The organism is Krasilnikovia sp. MM14-A1259, from assembly GCF_047159535.1.
Lineage (GTDB): Bacteria > Actinomycetota > Actinomycetes > Mycobacteriales > Micromonosporaceae > Actinoplanes.
Genome location: NZ_BAAGAJ010000002.1, coordinates 7,236,307 through 7,250,432 on the forward strand (window position 1 = coordinate 7,236,307; position 14,126 = coordinate 7,250,432).

Here is a 14,126-nt window from a genome sequence, read left to right on the forward strand (position 1 = left end):
GCGGCTCAGGGGTGCAGCGGCGAGTTGCACGCCGCGACGAGCGCCTGACGGCAGGCCGAGGTCAGCGGGCGTAACGCGGCGTCGCGCTGCTGAGCCTCGTACCCGTTGACGGCGCCTCCCGGGGCACTGTGCTCGGCGAGCGCCAGCACCTGGTCGAGGATGCTGGCCCGGGCGAACAGGCGCCGCGAACGCGGGTCGAAGCCGGGTGGCAGGGTGGCCGTGCTCTCCGGGCGGCGCAGCGCCTGCAACGCCCCGGCCAGCTCGGGGCGCCACTGGGCGACGTCGAGCCGGGTGAGCTGCGCGGTCGCCTCGGTCAGCGCGGTGGTCAGCTCGGCCTCGGCCTCGGCGGGCGCCATCTGGAAGCCGGGCCGGAACCCGGTCGCGGGCACCGGGTGGAAGCGCCACAGCACGGTCTCGAACGTCACCCCGGAACCGGACGTGTGCCGGCGCACCTCGGGCACCACGCCGAATTCCGGGGTCATCACGGCCTCGCCGGCCAGCAGCGCCGCGCCCGTGAGCTCCCCGGGGCCGGGCAGGCCGCGGGGGTCGCCGGGGGCGGGAAGCACGAGCCGGATGTCGTCCGGGTGCAGCTTGGCGAAGGCGGGCAGGGCCGCGGACAGGGACACGTCGGTCCACGTGCCGGGGGAGTCCGCGACGAGGTGCTCCTCGCCGGCGGCGATCTCGTCGGCCAGCTCGTCGAACGGGACGAGCCCGGCGCGCCAGGCACGCACCCAGGCCACGAACCGGGTCGAGCGGCGCGCGGTGAGCGTGGCCGCATCAGCTGCGGGGGACATGCGAGCAAGGGTACGTGCCGATCACCGGGGTTGTCTCGGCCGGAGCGTCGGGCGGGCGTACCCGCACGGGGGAGTTACCGTGCGGGGCATGTATGGGGAGGATGTGCTCGCCGGCAACTGGCGCCGGCGCAAGGTCGTGCCGGTCATCGACGCCGAGCGTGACCTGGTCGTGGAGGACGTGGACTCCGGTTTCTGCGGCGCCGTCGTCGGTTTCGAATTGGGTGCGGTGGTGTTGGAGGACCGCAACGGTCGCCGCCGCAACTTCCCGCTCGAACCGGCCGCGTTCCGGTTGGAGGGCAACGTGGTGACGTTGCGCCGTCCGGCGGGCGGCGGGGCCGTGCCGGTGCGCCCGCGGCGTACGGCGTCCGGGTCGGTGGCGGTCCACGGGGTACGCGCCCAGGTCGCCAAGGCGGGCCGGATCTGGGTCGAGGGCATCCACGACGCCGCCCTGGTGGAGCGGATCTGGGGCGACGACCTGCGCATCGAGGGTGTCGTGGTGGAGCCGTTGGACGGCATCGACTCCCTCGCCGACGCGGTTCGTGACTTCGCCCTGGGGCCGCGGCGCAAACTCGGGGTGCTGGTCGACCATCTGGTGCCCGGCTCCAAGGAGAGCCGCATCGTCGCCGCGGTCACCTCACCGCATGTGCTGGTCACCGGGCACCCGTACGTGGATGTGTGGCAGGCGGTGCGGCCGGAGCGGGTCGGGCTGCGCGCCTGGCCGGTGGTGCCGCCCGGGCAGCCCTGGAAGGAAGGGGTCTGTGCGGCGGCCGGGGTCGCCGAACCGGCGGAGATGTGGCGCCGGATCCTGGCCGGGGTGAACAGCTACAAGGACGTGGAGACGCCGCTGGTCAACGCGATGGAGCGGCTCATCGACTTCGTCACCGTGCTGGACGACCCGGCCGGCTGAACGGTCAGGCCAGGTGGGACGGGTCGCGGCCGAAGACGAACGTGGCGATGTCCAGCGTGGCCGCGGCGCCGTCCGCGTCGCGCAGCACGGTCAGGATCTCGCCGTCGTTCATGCCGGAGGTGCCGCGCCACCGGTCGGGCGCCTCACGCGCGAAACGCCACGGGATTGTCGGCACGGTCAGGCACGTCATCACCACGCCGTCGGCGTCGGCGCGGATCTCGTACTCGCGGCCCATCCACCACCACCGGCCGCACAGTTCGGCGGCCTCACCCTCGGGCGCGGCGGTGGGCAGCCACGGCTGCACCGTGACGGGCTCGGCGTCGAGTACGGCGGTCAGCGCGTCCAGGGCCACCCGCTGGATGTGGGTGCCGCGCAGCCCGTACGCGTTGGCGAACGCGATCACGCCGGTACGGCTGGGCCGGTGCACCGCAAGCTGCGCCACGTACCCGGGCATGGAGCCGCCATGGCCCACGAACACCCGCTCGCCGACCCGGTACAGCTGCGGGCCCAGCCCGTGGCCGGCGGTCCAGGTGTCGTCCGCGATGACGACCGGTGCGCACATCTCGTCGACGGTGTCGGGGGCGAGCACTTCGGGGGCCGGGTCGGCGAGGAACGCGGCCCACGCCGCCATGTCCGCGACCGTGGACCAGAGTTGCCCGGCCGCCGCCATCGCGCCCGCGTCCAGCCGCGGCTCCTCGTGCAGGCTGCCGTGCAGCGGGTGGACCACGTAGCCGCGGGCGAACGGCTCGACCGGCCCGTACGTGGTGTGTTTCATGCCCAGGGGGTCCAGCACCCGTTTGCTGACCAGGGTCGGCCAGTCCTCGCCGGTGACCCGGTGCAGCACCGCGCCGAGCAGCCCGTACGCGAGGTTCGAGTAGTGGTAGCGCCGGAACGGCGGGCCGGCGACCTTCTCGTACGGCAACTCGGCCAGGAGCTGGTCGACGTCGCCGCCGGTGGTGCGTTCCCACCAGGTGCCGTCGGGTTCGCGCTGCAGCCCGGAGACGTGCCCGAGCAGCTGGCGCAGGGTGATCCCGCCGACCGAGGTGCCCGGCAGGTGCCGGTACAGCAGGTCGTCGAGGGCGAAGAAGCCCTCGTCGCGCAGCTGCATGATCATCGTCGCGGTCATGGTCTTGGTGATCGATCCGAGGCGGTACTGGAGTCCGGGGTCGGGCTGCGGTCGTTCGCCCGCCGCCGCGAAGTGCAGCAGCTTGGCGTCGCGGACGATACCCAGTGCCAGCGACGGCGCCCGGCCCGCGGACTGGGCCTGTGCGGCGATCTCGTTGACACGTCGGCCGGTTTCCGGCAACAGGGACACGGCGCACCTTCCAGGGGGATGTTCGGGGGGCGATGCCTGGTGTACAACGGGCCCCGCGCGCATATGGCTACGGATACAGGACGCGGGTGCACGCAGCGTCATGGTGGCGGGCGCGCGTGGGTCGGTCGGGCCATCGCCCCGGAGTGCGCCTTCGTGTCACGATCGTGGGGTGGAAGCCGTGCTGTGGATCGTTCTCGCCATCGCCCTCGCGATCGCCGAGGCGTTCACCGCGACCCTGTTCGTCATCATGTTCGCGGCGGGTGCGCTCGCGGCCGCGGGTGCCGCCGCGCTCGGGGCGCCGGTGCTCCTGCAGACGATCGTTTTCGCCGTTGTCTCCGCGCTGTCCGTCGGTGCGATCCGGCCGCTGATCGTGAAGCGTTCGCATCCGGAGCTCGACGCCGGGGAGTCCTCGTTCGGTCTGGCCGCCCTGGAGGGTGCGCAGGCGACCGTGCTGGAGGAGGTCGACGCGGACCGCGGCATGATCAAGATCGACGGGGAGCTGTGGCAGGCGCGCTCGTTCGACGGCACGGAGACCTACCAGCCGGGCGACCACGTCCGGGTCGTGAAGGTACGCGGTGCCACCGCGCTGGTCTGGCGCGACGACCTGCCCCATCTCTGAGCTGCTGAGCACATTCGATAAAGAGAGGCACCATGGATTATGTGATCGGTCTCCTGGTCATGGTGATCGCGTTGTTCGCGGTCATCACGCTGATCAGGTCCGTGCGAATCGTCCCGCAGCAGCGGATGGACGTCGTCGAGCGTCTGGGCAGGTACAAGCGCACCCTTTCGCCCGGGCTGAACCTGCTGGTCCCGTTCATCGACGCGGTCCGTACCAAGGTGGACATGCGCGAGCAGGTCGTCAGCTTCCCGCCTCAGCCGGTCATCACCAGCGACAACCTGGTGGTCTCCATCGACACCGTGCTCTACTTCAAGGTGGTCGACCCGGTCCGGGCCACCTACGAGATCTCGAACTTCCTGCAGGCCATCGAGCAGCTCACGGTCACCACGTTGCGTAACGTCATTGGTTCGCTGGATCTGGAGCGCGCCCTGACCAGCCGCGAGGAGATCAACAAGCATCTGTCCGGCGTGCTGGACGAGACCACCGGCCGGTGGGGCATCAAGGTGACCCGGGTCGAGATCAAGGCGATCGAGCCGCCGCCAAGCATCCGTGACTCGATGGAGAAGCAGATGCGCGCGGAGCGGGACCGGCGCGCCGCGATCCTGAACGCCGAGGGTCACAAGCAGGCGCAGATCCTCACGGCCGAGGGTGAGAAGCAGGCCGCCGTGCTGCGCGCCGACGGTGACCGCCAGGCCCGCATCCTGCAGGCCGAGGGCCAGGCCAAGGCCATCCGTACGGTGTTCGACGCGATCCACCAGGCCAATCCGAGCCAGAAGGTCCTCGCGTACCAGTACCTGCAGTCGCTGCCGCAGATCGCCAACGGCTCGGCGAACAAGGTGTGGATCGTGCCGACCGAGCTGACCAAGGCGCTGGAGGGTCTCGGCGGTGCGCTGGGCGGCCTGGCCAACATGGTCGGGGACGCCCCGTCGTCCGCCGTCGACGCCGGTGCGGTCGAGCGGGAGGCCGCGGCGGCGGCTCAGGCCGCGGCCGCCGAGGCGGAGAAGGTCGACGCCGCCGTACGGGCAGCCGAGGCGCAGGTGTCCGGCGACGCCCCGAAGGGCCTGCCCGCGCCGGAGCCGACACCCGCGGCCCTGGACAGCGGCGATTACAACGGCGCGCACCAGCAGCAGGAACGCGCCTGAACCCAGGCACACGACGGCCCGGACGGCATCATGCGTATGCCGGCCGGGCCGTTCTGTGCGTCCGTCGTCCGACAGGCCGACAGTCCGATTTTGGCGGAAATGATCCGTGCGTGCCTGGTTTCTGGAAGGCTGGCCGACAGGGATCCGACGGTGCCCCCCGGCCGCTCGGCTGAGCACAGCGGGGGGCGTGTGCCATGAGCATCAGCCAGCATCACACCGCCAGTGGCCGTCCGCTGCGGGTCGCGCCCGCGTGGGTCGGCGCCGCCCAGCCCGCCACCGGCGCCGACGACGGGCTGCTCCCGGTCCGTGAGGCCGTCTGGATCTGGTCGGTACGCCGCTACGCGCGGGTTGCCCTCTGGGCGTTACCGGTGGCCGCGATCCTGTACGGCTGGTCGACGCTCGGCGCCCAGCCCGGCCCGCTGCTGTTGCGGCTGTCCGCGGGCTGGTTCTCGCTGGTCGCGATGATCGCCCTGGCCGGGCTGCTCGCCGGTTCCCGGGTACGCCGCCCCGCCCTGGCCGGGCTGCTGGTCGGTCTCGCGGGCGTCATGCTGCTGCTCCCGATCGCCGCCCTGCCGCCGGACACGTCCCCGGCCGGCAGCGCCCTGTCCGGTGACGCCGTGCGGACGCTCGCGTTCGTCGGGGCGGCGGTCACCGGGGCGGGCTGGCTGCTGCTGGGCTGGGCGGTCTTCCGGTCGCGGCTGGTCAACCCGGCCGACGGGATCCTGGTCATGCTCGCCGCGGTGTCCATCGGCGCCGGTACGTTCGCGGTACGTCCACTGCCCACGGTCGGTGCGCTGCTGATGCTCGCCGCGGGCATGGGACTCGCGTGGACCGGCAACCGCCTGATCCCTGCGGCCTGACCGCCGCCTTCCGCGATCCTGGAGGCGGGCTTCCACGATCTCCAGAGCCCCGGAACCTGTGGCGCCGGGCGGGTGGCATGCTCCCGTGGACGGGGCGCGGGTGCTGCGCCTCGCGGGAAGGAGCGTGGACATGGCCAAGGTGGTGGCCGACATCTCGATGTCCGTCGACGGGTTCGTGACCGGCCCCGACCCCGGCCTGGACCAGGGCCTGGGCCGCGGCGGCGAGGCGTTGCACACGTGGGCGTTCCGGGGTGACCACGTTGACGCCGAGGTGCTCGCCGAGGCGGTCGACAACACCGGCGTCATCGTGATGGGCCGCCGCCTGTTCGACATCGTGGACGGTCCGTACGGCTGGAACGACGACGTGGGCTACGGCGCCGACGCCGTGGGCCAGCAGCCCGTGCTCGTGGTGACCCGCAACCCTCCCGACAAGGTACGCATGGCCGACCGGGTCACGTTCGTCGTGGACGGTGTCGGCAGCGCGGTCAGCAAGGCGTGCACGATGGCCGAGGAACGTGACGTCGTGGTGATGGGCGGCGCCGAGGTCATCCGCGGCTGCCTCGACGCCGGGCTGCTGGAGGAGCTGCGCCTGCACGTGTCGCCGGTGCTGCTGGGCGCGGGCACGCCGCTGTTCGCCGGCGGGGTCGCCCCGCGTGAGCTGCGCCAGGTACGGGTCAGGCCCTCCGGCACCGCCACCCACCTCACGTACCGGGTGGACTGAGCGGCTGATGTCCACTGTGCACCTGCTGACGGATCCGGACGACGAACGGCTCGGCGACTATCGCGCGCTGACCGACGTGGAACTGCGTACCCGGTGGGAACCGCCGCACGGGCTGTTCATCGCGGAGGGCGAACTGGTGCTGCGCCGGGCCCTGCGCGCCGGGTACGCGCCACGTTCCTATCTGGTCGATGCCAAGCGGGTCGACCAGCTGGGCGATCTGCTCGGCACCGCACCCGTGTACGCGGCAACCCCCGACGTGCTGCAACGCGCCACCGGTTTCCACGTGCACCGCGGGGTGCTCGCCTCGTTCCACCGGCTGCCGCTGCGCGAGGCGGACGACGTCCTGGCGGCCGCCCGCCGGGTGGCGATCCTGGAGGACGTCAACAACCACACCAACATCGGTGCGGTGTTCCGCGGCGCGGCGGCGCTGGGCATCGACGCGGTGCTGCTCTCGCCGTCCTGCGCGGACCCGCTGTACCGGCGCAGCGTTCGGGTCAGCATGGGTGAGGTCTTCGCCGTCCCGTACGCCCGGCTGGAACCGTGGCCGGACGGCCTGGAACGGGTCCGCGAGGCCGGTTTCACCGTGCTCGCGCTGACCCCGGGCGCGGACGCCGTACCGTTGCAGCGCCTCACCGGGGCGCAGCGGGCCCGGGCCGCGCTGGTGCTCGGTGCGGAGGGCCCGGGCCTGTCGCGGCACGCCCTGGCGGGCAGTGACGTGCGGGTCCGTATTCCGATGCGCCGGGGGGTGGATTCGCTCAACGTCGCGGCCGCGGCCGCGGTCGCGTTCTGGGAGCTGGGCCGCGACGACGAACCCGCATCCGGGTGAGGGGTCTCAGCTCGTCCGGCCGGCGCGGTGCCGTCGGATCAGCCGGTCCAGGTCGTCCAGTTCCGCCTGCAGTGCGGTGCGGCCCTGGTCGGTGATCGTGATCCAGGTCCGCGGGCGGCGTCCCTGGTGACCCTTCTCCTGGCTGATCAGACCGGCTTCCTCCAGCACCGCGAGGTGCCGGGAGAGGTTGCCGCCGGTGAGCTGCAGCGCGTCGCGCAGATAGGTGAACTCGACTCGCTCGGCCTCGTCGGCGACGGTGAGGATGCCGAGGCGGTGCCGCTGGTGCACGACGTCGTCGAGTCCGCTGGTGGGGTGCGCGTCGGGTGGGCTCGATGGGGACGCGTCGGGCTCGGTCATGCGGGCGTCCGGCGGGTCCGGGCGGCGGCGACACCACCGGCGGCGAGCAGGATCAGGCCCGACAACAGTACGGGCGGCAGGTAGCCGTACCGGGGGAAGGCGTCCGTGGCGGCGCCCGAGGCGATGGATGCCGCGCCCAGCGCCAGCGTGACCAGGACGGTGCCGGCCACGGTGGCCAGCAGGAGGCTGCGTTCCAGCCAGGCCAGCACGAGCAGGCCCGCCGCGACGACGAACACGGGGACCAGGCCGAGGTTGTGCACGACCTGCACCGGACCCAGCAGTGGCCGGGCGACGTCGGAGACCGTGGTCCACGCCTGTGTGGTGAGCCAGTCGAGGACCGGGCCGAGCGCCAGGCCGGTGGTGACCCCGGCGACGCCGGCCCACACGTACCGGCGGGTGGGGCTCTGGACGCCGCTGGTGAGCGCGTGCCGCCGGTACCAGTACAGCGTGAGCAGGTAGCCGCCGATCAGGGCGCCCAGCCAGTACCAGCCGATCGCCGCGGAGTGCTCCAGCAGGTCGCCGCCGAGCCCGGCCATCGGCGGGTTGTCGAGCGTGGCGCGCAGTTCGCTGGGTCCGATGTGGTCGAGGTACAGCGGTGCGGCGATCAGCGTCAGAGCGCCGAACAGCAGCGTGGGCACCGCGTACGCGTGCCGGGCCCGCCGGGTGGCGTGCCGCAGCCGGGCCATGTCGGCCAGCAGTGCTTCGGCCTCGCCCGCGCCGGGCGAGCGGGACAGGTCGGTCATGATGGGAACCCCCTCGGATGTGGATACCCAACAAGTTTGCAATACAAACTCAGGAAGGGCAAGAGGGCTCTCGATGCGTACGCGAGGATGGGGGCATGAGCGCCGAACTGCCCGTCCCGCCCCTTGCCGAGCTGCGCCGCCGCAGCAGCGCCAAGTGGCGGACCCATCCGCCCGACGTGCTGCCGCTGACCGTCGCCGAGATGGATTTCGCGCTCGCCCCGCCGGTCGCCGAGGTGCTGCGCGCGGCGGTCGAGGCGTCCGACACCGGGTACTCGGCGGCCGATGCCGGTCTGGGTGCCGCGCTGGCCGGGTTCGCGGCGCGACGCTGGGGCTGGACCGTCGATCCGACGGCGGTGACGGCCGTACCGGACGTCGGCGTGGGCGTCGTGGAACTGCTGCGCACGCTCGCCCGTCCCGGCGACGCGGTGGTGGTCAGCCCGCCGGTGTACCCGCCGTTCTTCGACTGGGTGCCCGAGGCCGGCGCCCGGCTGCACGAGGTGCCCCTGGCCCGCGACGAGGACGGCGGCTTCCGCCTGGACCTGCCCGCGCTGGACCGGGCGTTCGCGGCCCGGCCCGCCGCGTACGTGCTGTGCAACCCGCACAACCCGGTCGGCCGGGTGCATACTCCCGACGAGCTCGCCGCGCTGGTCCGCCTCGCCCGGGTCCACGGCGTCCCGATCGTCAGCGACGAGATCCACGCGCCGCTGGTGTTGCCGGGCGCTACGTTCACGCCGCTGCTGAGCGTGCCCGGCGCTGCCGAGGTGGCGGTGAGCGTGGTGTCGGCCAGCAAGGCGTTCAACCTGGCCGGCCTCAAGTGCGCCGCCGTGGTGACCGCCGCGCCCGCGACGGCCGCCCTGGTGCACCGCTTCCCGGCGGACGCCCGCTGGCGTACCGGGCACCTCGGGGTGCTCGCGAGCGTCGCCGCGTACACGGAGGGCGGCGCCTGGCTCGACCGGCTCCTGGCCACTCTCGACGCGCGCCGCACCCAGCTCGGCGGTCTGCTCGCCGAACGCCTGCCGGGGGTGCGATGGCGACCGCCCGACGCGACGTACCTGGCGTGGCTCGACTGCGCGGTCCTGGGCTCGGGCGACGCACCGCGGGAGCTGTTCTTCGCCCGCGGGCGGATCGCCCTGGAGCCCGGCCTGCGCTTCGGCGCCCCGGGCACCGGTCACGTGCGGCTCAACTTCGGCACGAGTGCCGAGATCCTCGACGAGGCCGTCGGGCGGATGGCGGCGGCCACCGCGTAGCACGGGCACCACGCTTTCGGGCCTCAGCGCGTCGGCAGTACGGTTGTCCTGTTCGCGTGGTCCGGCGCATTCGTGATGGTCCGGCGTCTCGGGGGGTGTGCAGGTGTCGATGATCGGCTCCGGTTCGGGTTCCGGCCAGCCGCACCTGCTGGCGCTGATCCGCGCCATCCAGCTGCGCATGGCGGCCTCCGCCGGGCAGCTTCCGGCACCGGCCTCCGCGCAGCCCCCGGCATCGGCGCCCGGCGGGCAGCCTCCGGTATTGGCGCCCGGCGGGCAGCCTCCGGTATTGGCGCCCGGCGGGCAGCCTCCGGTATTGGCGCCCGGCGGGCAGCCTCCGGTATTGGCGCCCGGCGCGGAGGTCGCACGCGCGATGGCCGGTGGTGGTCTGCAACCCCTCGGGCGGCCGGTGCCCAACCCCGTGCCCCCGGCCCCGCCGGGCCCGCCCCCGGCCGCCGGGATCCCGGGCGGCGCGGTCCGGGCGGACACACACCCGACCCAGCTCGGGCCGCCGCCGATCGTCATGCCGCCGGCCCGGACCGCTGCCGCGGCACTCGATGGCATGGACCCCGCGGACGAGGTCGCCCTGCGGGCGGTGCAGCGGCTGCTCGTGGGCAGCCTGACCGAGGCGGGCGGCGCGCCGGAGGTGGCCACCCGCCTGCAGGCGGCGCTGCGGCAGGCGGTGCCGGACCTGCTGGCCACGCTGCCGGGCGGTCCGCTGAGCCAGCGCGACCAGCTCGCCGCGGCGCTGACCTGGCTGGCGCGCAACTTCGACGACCCGCCGGCCCTGGCGGCCGGCTGCGCCGAGCTGGGTGCCGCGCTGGCCCACTGCGGCGTCTCGCTGCCGTCGACCCAGCTCGTGGGAGCGGCGTTGGCCGAGGCGATGCGCGCGGGCTTGGCCGGGGCCTGGCGGCAGGACCTGGATGAGGCGTGGCGGGGCTCCTGGCAGCACGCCCACGACTGGATCGCGCACGGCATGGCCACCGCCGGGTACGAGCCGATGACCTGGCGCGCGGTGGTGACGGAGCACGAGCTGCGCCGGCCCGATCTCGCGGTGGTGCGGGTCCGGCCGTACCTGCCGATGCCGTACCGGCCGGGGCAGTTCGCGCGGATCGAGGTGGCGGAGCTGCCCGGGGTGTGGCGCCCGTACTCGCTGTCCGGGGCGCCGCGCCGCGACAACACCGTGGAGTTGCATGTACGGGCCAAGACTCACTCCGGGGTGAGCGGGGCGCTGGTGCACCGCACGAGCCCCGGCGACCACCTCCGGATCGCCCAGGCCGAGGGCGCCATGGGCCTGCCCACGGACAACCGCAACGACCTGCTGTTCGTGGCCGGTGACACCGGGGTCGCGCCGCTCAAGGCGCTGCTGATCGAGCTGGCGGCGACCCGGGACGCGCGGGCGGCGGTGCTGTTCTGGGGCGCCCGGACCCTGGCCGAGCTGTACGACATCGACGAGATCGCGGAGATCGCCCGGTCGTGCCGGCGCGCCACGGTGGTCCCGGTCATCTCGGAGGGCGACCCGGGCCCGTACGCATCGGGCCTGGTCACGGACGCGATCGCGGCCTACGGCGAGTGGTCGCGGCACGAGGTCTTCCTGGCCGGACCGCCGATCATGTTGGAGGCGACCGGCGCGGCCCTGCAACAGCTAGGGGTGGCGCCGGAGCGGATCCATCACGACGCGCCGGAGTAGGCGTCGACCAGCGCCTTCGCGTACGCGGGCGGAACGAACGTCGGCCCGCCCGGGGTCAGCACGTCCTGCCGGGACGCACTGGCCCATGCGGCCTCGGGCACGGCGCCGGTCAGCGCGACGACCCCGGGCATGTCCCGCCACCGCGGGTCCTCGGCGAGCATGCCGAGTGCGACCAGGGACTCCTCCACCTCGCCCACGCACTCGAACGGCTTGTGCGCGTCGATGCCGAGCAGCTCTGCGAACCCCGGGACCTGGGCCGGGTCGGCGAGCATGTCGTGGCCGAAGATGCCGGTCAGGCGTTGCGGGCTCATCGCGGGCGCCATGGCCAGGTAGACGAACCGGCACTTGGGGCAGTCGCCGCACCAGCGGGCCGTCCGGTCGTGCAGCTTGAACGCCTTGTTGCAGCTGGTCACGACGTCGTCGTAGCGGGTGTGCCGGGCGAAGAGCTGGGCGATGTGCAGCTCCGACAGCGAGCGCAGCAGCGAGAAGTACGGCTCGGTCAGGCCCGCGTGGGCGGTCACGGCGGCCCGCAGCAGGCCCTCCGCATCCACGCCCTTGGACCACTGGTGGTTGACCTCGTGGCCGTTCCAGATCAGGTTCGGGTCGGAGGCGGAACGCTCGTTGGACATCACCACCGGGCCGAGGCCGTGCAGGGTGGCGGTGGCGATCGCGATCAGGGAGTTGATCGCGGTGACCGGGATGTGGCCGTTGAGCGCTCCGGCCTTGTTGAGCTCGAACAGGTGCGGGTCGAGGCGGCGCCGGGCGGCGAGCGCGGGCAGCCCGGACGCGGCGTTCACGTCGACGATCACCTGGTTCGGGTTGACCGAGAACGGCACCGGGTCGAGCCCGGCCGCGCGCAGGATCTCCAGCGTGACGATGGAGTCCTTGCCGCCGCCGACCGCGGACAGCGGGCGGCCCTCGGCGTTGTCGACCGGCGCCGCGGGCCCGGTCACGCCAGGCACCTCGACGGCCAGGCCGAGCACGTGCGGCAGGTCGTTGCGGTACGCGTACTCGGCGAGGCCGTGCGTGTAGACCGCGGTGAACAGCGCCTGGGCCGCGGCCGGGACGGGCGCCGGCGCCTGGACCCGGGGCGGCGCGCCGACCTTGTAGTAGCTCACCCCGGCCACCACGTGCAGCAGGTCAAGTACGCGGCGCACCGTGGCCAGGGTCGCGGGGGTCGGCGGGGTCGCCGGCACGGGCAGCTCGATCGTCTCGGTGAAGCGCAGCGGCGCCGGCCCGTCGAGCAGGTAGTCGAACGTGACGACGCCGGTGCCGGGGTCGAAGGCGTACGAGGGGAATCGCATGACCTCGAATTGCGCGTGCACCCAGTGGCTCCCGTCGTCGTCCCGGCGAGCCATACTAGTGCGACTCGACCAAGGGAGACGACGTTGCGCCTGGCAGACCTCACCGGCCGGTCCGTTGCTGTCTGGGGCACCGGCCGGGAAGGCCGGGCGGCCGTCCGGGCGATTGCGGCGCACAAGCCGGCGCGGTTGATCGTCGTCGAGGACAGCGCCGACTACCTGTCCGTACCGTGGGAGGGCGAGCTGGCGGCGCTGGCCCCGCTGGCCGGGGGAGAGCACGCGTTCGCGGCGCTGGCCGCGGCGGAGGTTGTGGTCCGCTCGCCGGGGGTGCCCTCGACGCACGCGTGGATGGCCGAGCTGCGTTCCCGGGGCATCACGATCACCGGCGGCAGCGCGCTGTGGCTGGCCGATCACGCCGCCCGTACGGTCGGGGTGACCGGCAGCAAGGGCAAGAGCACGACGGCCAGCCTGATCAGCCGGCTGCTGGAGGCCGTGGGCAAGCCGAACGTGCTCGGCGGCAACATCGGGGTACCCCTGCTGGATCTGCCGGACGCCGAGCTGTACGTGCTGGAGCTGTCCAGCTACCAATGTGCGGATCTGACCGATTCGCCGCGGGTGGCTGTGGTGACCGCGCTGTTCCCGGAGCATCTGGACGCGCACGGCGGTGAGCGCGAGTACTACCGAGACAAGCTCAACCTGCTGCGGCACGGCCCGCAGCTGATCGTGGTCAACGGCGCCGACGAGCGCCTGTCGGGCGAGGTGCGCGGCGTCTCGGACCTCAACGGCTGGCCGCCGGTGGAGGCCGCCGGGCCGGATTCGCGGTTCCGGATCGGCCCGGACGACTACGTGTACGCGAGCGACACGCGCCTGTTCCCGCGGACGGCGCTGCGGCTGCGCGGGCAGCACAACGGGCGCAATCTGTGCGTGGCGCTGGCCGTGCTGGACGGCATGGGCGTGGACGTGGTGGATCAGCGGGGGGTGCTGGAGAAGGCGGTCACGGCGTTCGAGGGGCTGCCGCACCGGCTGGCCGAGATCGATGACCCGTCGGGTCTGACGTTCGTCGACGACACGTTGTCGACCAGCCCGTACTCGGCGATGCATGCGATCGACGCGTACGAGGGGCGGCCGCTGACCGTGCTGGTCGGCGGCACGGACCGGGGGCTGGACTACGGGCCGCTGCGGGAGCATCTGCGCGGCCGGGACATCACGGTGATCGGTCTGCCGGACAGCGGCCCGCGGATCCTCGCGCAGCTGGCCGGGCTGCCCGGGGTGCGTACCCAGATCGCCGAGGACCTGCCCGCGGCGGTGCGCCTGGCCCGCGAGGTGACCCCGGCCGGGGGCGTGGTGCTGCTGTCCCCGGCGGCGCCGAGCTACGGCCGTTTCCGCAACTTCGAGCACCGCTCCGAGGTTTTCGCCGAGGCGATCCGCGCCTCCGCATAGCTCCTGCGCATCAATTTCCTAACGGTTGGCCGCCGCGTCCCTGTCCGAGGCGCGGCGGCCGATCGTTCACATGGCACGGATTTTCATGGGATGTCGGCCATCGATCGGTCCAACATGTGCGCTCCGTGATGTTGGTACCGGTGTCGGGGGCGCCTGGGCGAGTGATC

General features: G+C 73.1%; 14 protein-coding genes. 9 read left to right on the forward strand and 5 right to left on the reverse strand.

Features of this window, described 5'->3' with window-relative positions; translation table 11 throughout:
* Positions 1-5 precede the first annotated feature (5 nt).
* On the reverse strand, positions 6-794 hold the full coding sequence (locus ACMCNK_RS32910) for a hypothetical protein (RefSeq protein ID WP_412740219.1): 789 nt from the start codon (positions 792-794) through the stop codon (positions 6-8).
* A gap of 88 nt (positions 795-882) precedes the next feature.
* On the opposite strand from ACMCNK_RS32910, the gene ACMCNK_RS32915 reads away from it, so the two are divergent.
* A complete protein-coding gene (locus tag ACMCNK_RS32915) occupies positions 883-1,701 on the forward strand; it encodes a DUF3097 domain-containing protein (protein ID WP_412740220.1) in 819 nt (272 codons plus the stop codon).
* A 4-nt stretch (positions 1,702-1,705) separates the two neighbouring features.
* Here ACMCNK_RS32915 and ACMCNK_RS32920 read toward each other — a convergent pair whose 3' ends face one another.
* Entirely contained in the window at positions 1,706-3,016 is a 1,311-nt protein-coding gene (locus ACMCNK_RS32920) for a serine hydrolase domain-containing protein (RefSeq protein WP_412740221.1), read from the reverse strand.
* 169 nt (positions 3,017-3,185) lie between these two features.
* Here ACMCNK_RS32920 and ACMCNK_RS32925 point away from each other — a divergent pair, with 169 nt between their 5' ends.
* The 5 genes from ACMCNK_RS32925 (at position 3,186) to ACMCNK_RS32945 (ending at position 7,184) form a co-directional block, all read left to right on the forward strand.
* Entirely contained in the window at positions 3,186-3,635 is a 450-nt protein-coding gene (locus ACMCNK_RS32925) for an NfeD family protein (protein WP_412740222.1), read from the forward strand.
* 32 nt (positions 3,636-3,667) lie between these two features.
* Positions 3,668-4,777, forward strand: a complete 1,110-nt coding sequence (locus ACMCNK_RS32930) for an SPFH domain-containing protein (protein ID WP_412740223.1) — start codon at positions 3,668-3,670, stop codon at positions 4,775-4,777.
* A 194-nt stretch (positions 4,778-4,971) separates the two neighbouring features.
* Positions 4,972-5,637, forward strand: coding sequence for a hypothetical protein (locus ACMCNK_RS32935; protein WP_412740224.1), 666 nt, complete (start codon positions 4,972-4,974; stop codon positions 5,635-5,637).
* A 130-nt stretch (positions 5,638-5,767) separates the two neighbouring features.
* A complete protein-coding gene (locus ACMCNK_RS32940) occupies positions 5,768-6,358 on the forward strand; it encodes a dihydrofolate reductase family protein (protein ID WP_412740225.1) in 591 nt (196 codons plus the stop codon).
* Positions 6,359-6,365: 7 nt separating this feature from the next.
* On the forward strand, positions 6,366-7,184 hold the full coding sequence (locus ACMCNK_RS32945) for a TrmH family RNA methyltransferase (RefSeq protein ID WP_412740226.1): 819 nt from the start codon (positions 6,366-6,368) through the stop codon (positions 7,182-7,184).
* 6 nt (positions 7,185-7,190) lie between these two features.
* Here the strand turns inward: ACMCNK_RS32945 and ACMCNK_RS32950 are convergent, their stop codons facing one another.
* Together ACMCNK_RS32950 and ACMCNK_RS32955 are read right to left on the reverse strand one after the other, a co-directional pair.
* Positions 7,191-7,541: a winged helix-turn-helix domain-containing protein gene (locus ACMCNK_RS32950; protein WP_412740227.1), complete on the reverse strand. Its 351-nt coding sequence runs from the start codon at positions 7,539-7,541 to the stop codon at positions 7,191-7,193.
* The gene (locus ACMCNK_RS32955; protein WP_412740228.1) at positions 7,538-8,284 is read right to left on the reverse strand and encodes a hypothetical protein; all 747 of its coding nucleotides are present in this window, start codon (positions 8,282-8,284) and stop codon (positions 7,538-7,540) included. The genes ACMCNK_RS32950 and ACMCNK_RS32955 overlap by 4 nt, the downstream gene beginning before the upstream one ends.
* A gap of 95 nt (positions 8,285-8,379) precedes the next feature.
* Between ACMCNK_RS32955 and ACMCNK_RS32960 the strand changes: the two genes are divergently transcribed.
* On the forward strand, positions 8,380-9,531 hold the full coding sequence (locus ACMCNK_RS32960; RefSeq protein ID WP_412740229.1) for a MalY/PatB family protein: 1,152 nt from the start codon (positions 8,380-8,382) through the stop codon (positions 9,529-9,531).
* 109 nt (positions 9,532-9,640) lie between these two features.
* Positions 9,641-11,218: a globin gene (locus tag ACMCNK_RS32965; protein ID WP_412741065.1), complete on the forward strand. Its 1,578-nt coding sequence runs from the start codon at positions 9,641-9,643 to the stop codon at positions 11,216-11,218.
* Here ACMCNK_RS32965 and ACMCNK_RS32970 read toward each other — a convergent pair.
* Positions 11,200-12,522: a hypothetical protein gene (locus ACMCNK_RS32970; RefSeq protein ID WP_412741066.1), complete on the reverse strand. Its 1,323-nt coding sequence runs from the start codon at positions 12,520-12,522 to the stop codon at positions 11,200-11,202. The two genes, ACMCNK_RS32965 and ACMCNK_RS32970, sit on opposite strands and share 19 nt — an antisense overlap.
* A gap of 84 nt (positions 12,523-12,606) precedes the next feature.
* Here ACMCNK_RS32970 and murD point away from each other — a divergent pair, with 84 nt between their 5' ends.
* Positions 12,607-13,959, forward strand: coding sequence for a UDP-N-acetylmuramoyl-L-alanine--D-glutamate ligase (gene murD / locus ACMCNK_RS32975; RefSeq protein WP_412740230.1), 1,353 nt, complete (start codon positions 12,607-12,609; stop codon positions 13,957-13,959).
* The last annotated feature ends 167 nt before the right edge of the window (positions 13,960-14,126 follow it).

What these genes read in the sequence shown, in the direction of transcription:
- ACMCNK_RS32955 (WP_412740228.1), bottom strand. Translation starts at nt 8,284, where the DNA reads ATGACCGACCTGTCCCGCTCGCCCGGCGCGGGCGAGGCCGAAGCACTG.
- ACMCNK_RS32930 (WP_412740223.1), top strand. Translation starts at nt 3,668, where the DNA reads ATGGATTATGTGATCGGTCTCCTGGTCATGGTGATCGCGTTGTTCGCG.
- ACMCNK_RS32915 (WP_412740220.1), top strand. Translation starts at nt 883, where the DNA reads ATGTATGGGGAGGATGTGCTCGCCGGCAACTGGCGCCGGCGCAAGGTC.
- ACMCNK_RS32945 (WP_412740226.1), top strand. Translation starts at nt 6,366, where the DNA reads ATGTCCACTGTGCACCTGCTGACGGATCCGGACGACGAACGGCTCGGC.
- ACMCNK_RS32970 (WP_412741066.1), bottom strand. Translation starts at nt 12,522, where the DNA reads ATGCGATTCCCCTCGTACGCCTTCGACCCCGGCACCGGCGTCGTCACG.
- ACMCNK_RS32960 (WP_412740229.1), top strand. Translation starts at nt 8,380, where the DNA reads ATGAGCGCCGAACTGCCCGTCCCGCCCCTTGCCGAGCTGCGCCGCCGC.
- ACMCNK_RS32940 (WP_412740225.1), top strand. Translation starts at nt 5,768, where the DNA reads ATGGCCAAGGTGGTGGCCGACATCTCGATGTCCGTCGACGGGTTCGTG.
- ACMCNK_RS32910 (WP_412740219.1), bottom strand. Translation starts at nt 794, where the DNA reads ATGTCCCCCGCAGCTGATGCGGCCACGCTCACCGCGCGCCGCTCGACC.
- ACMCNK_RS32965 (WP_412741065.1), top strand. Translation starts at nt 9,641, where the DNA reads ATGATCGGCTCCGGTTCGGGTTCCGGCCAGCCGCACCTGCTGGCGCTG.
- ACMCNK_RS32950 (WP_412740227.1), bottom strand. Translation starts at nt 7,541, where the DNA reads ATGACCGAGCCCGACGCGTCCCCATCGAGCCCACCCGACGCGCACCCC.
- ACMCNK_RS32935 (WP_412740224.1), top strand. Translation starts at nt 4,972, where the DNA reads ATGAGCATCAGCCAGCATCACACCGCCAGTGGCCGTCCGCTGCGGGTC.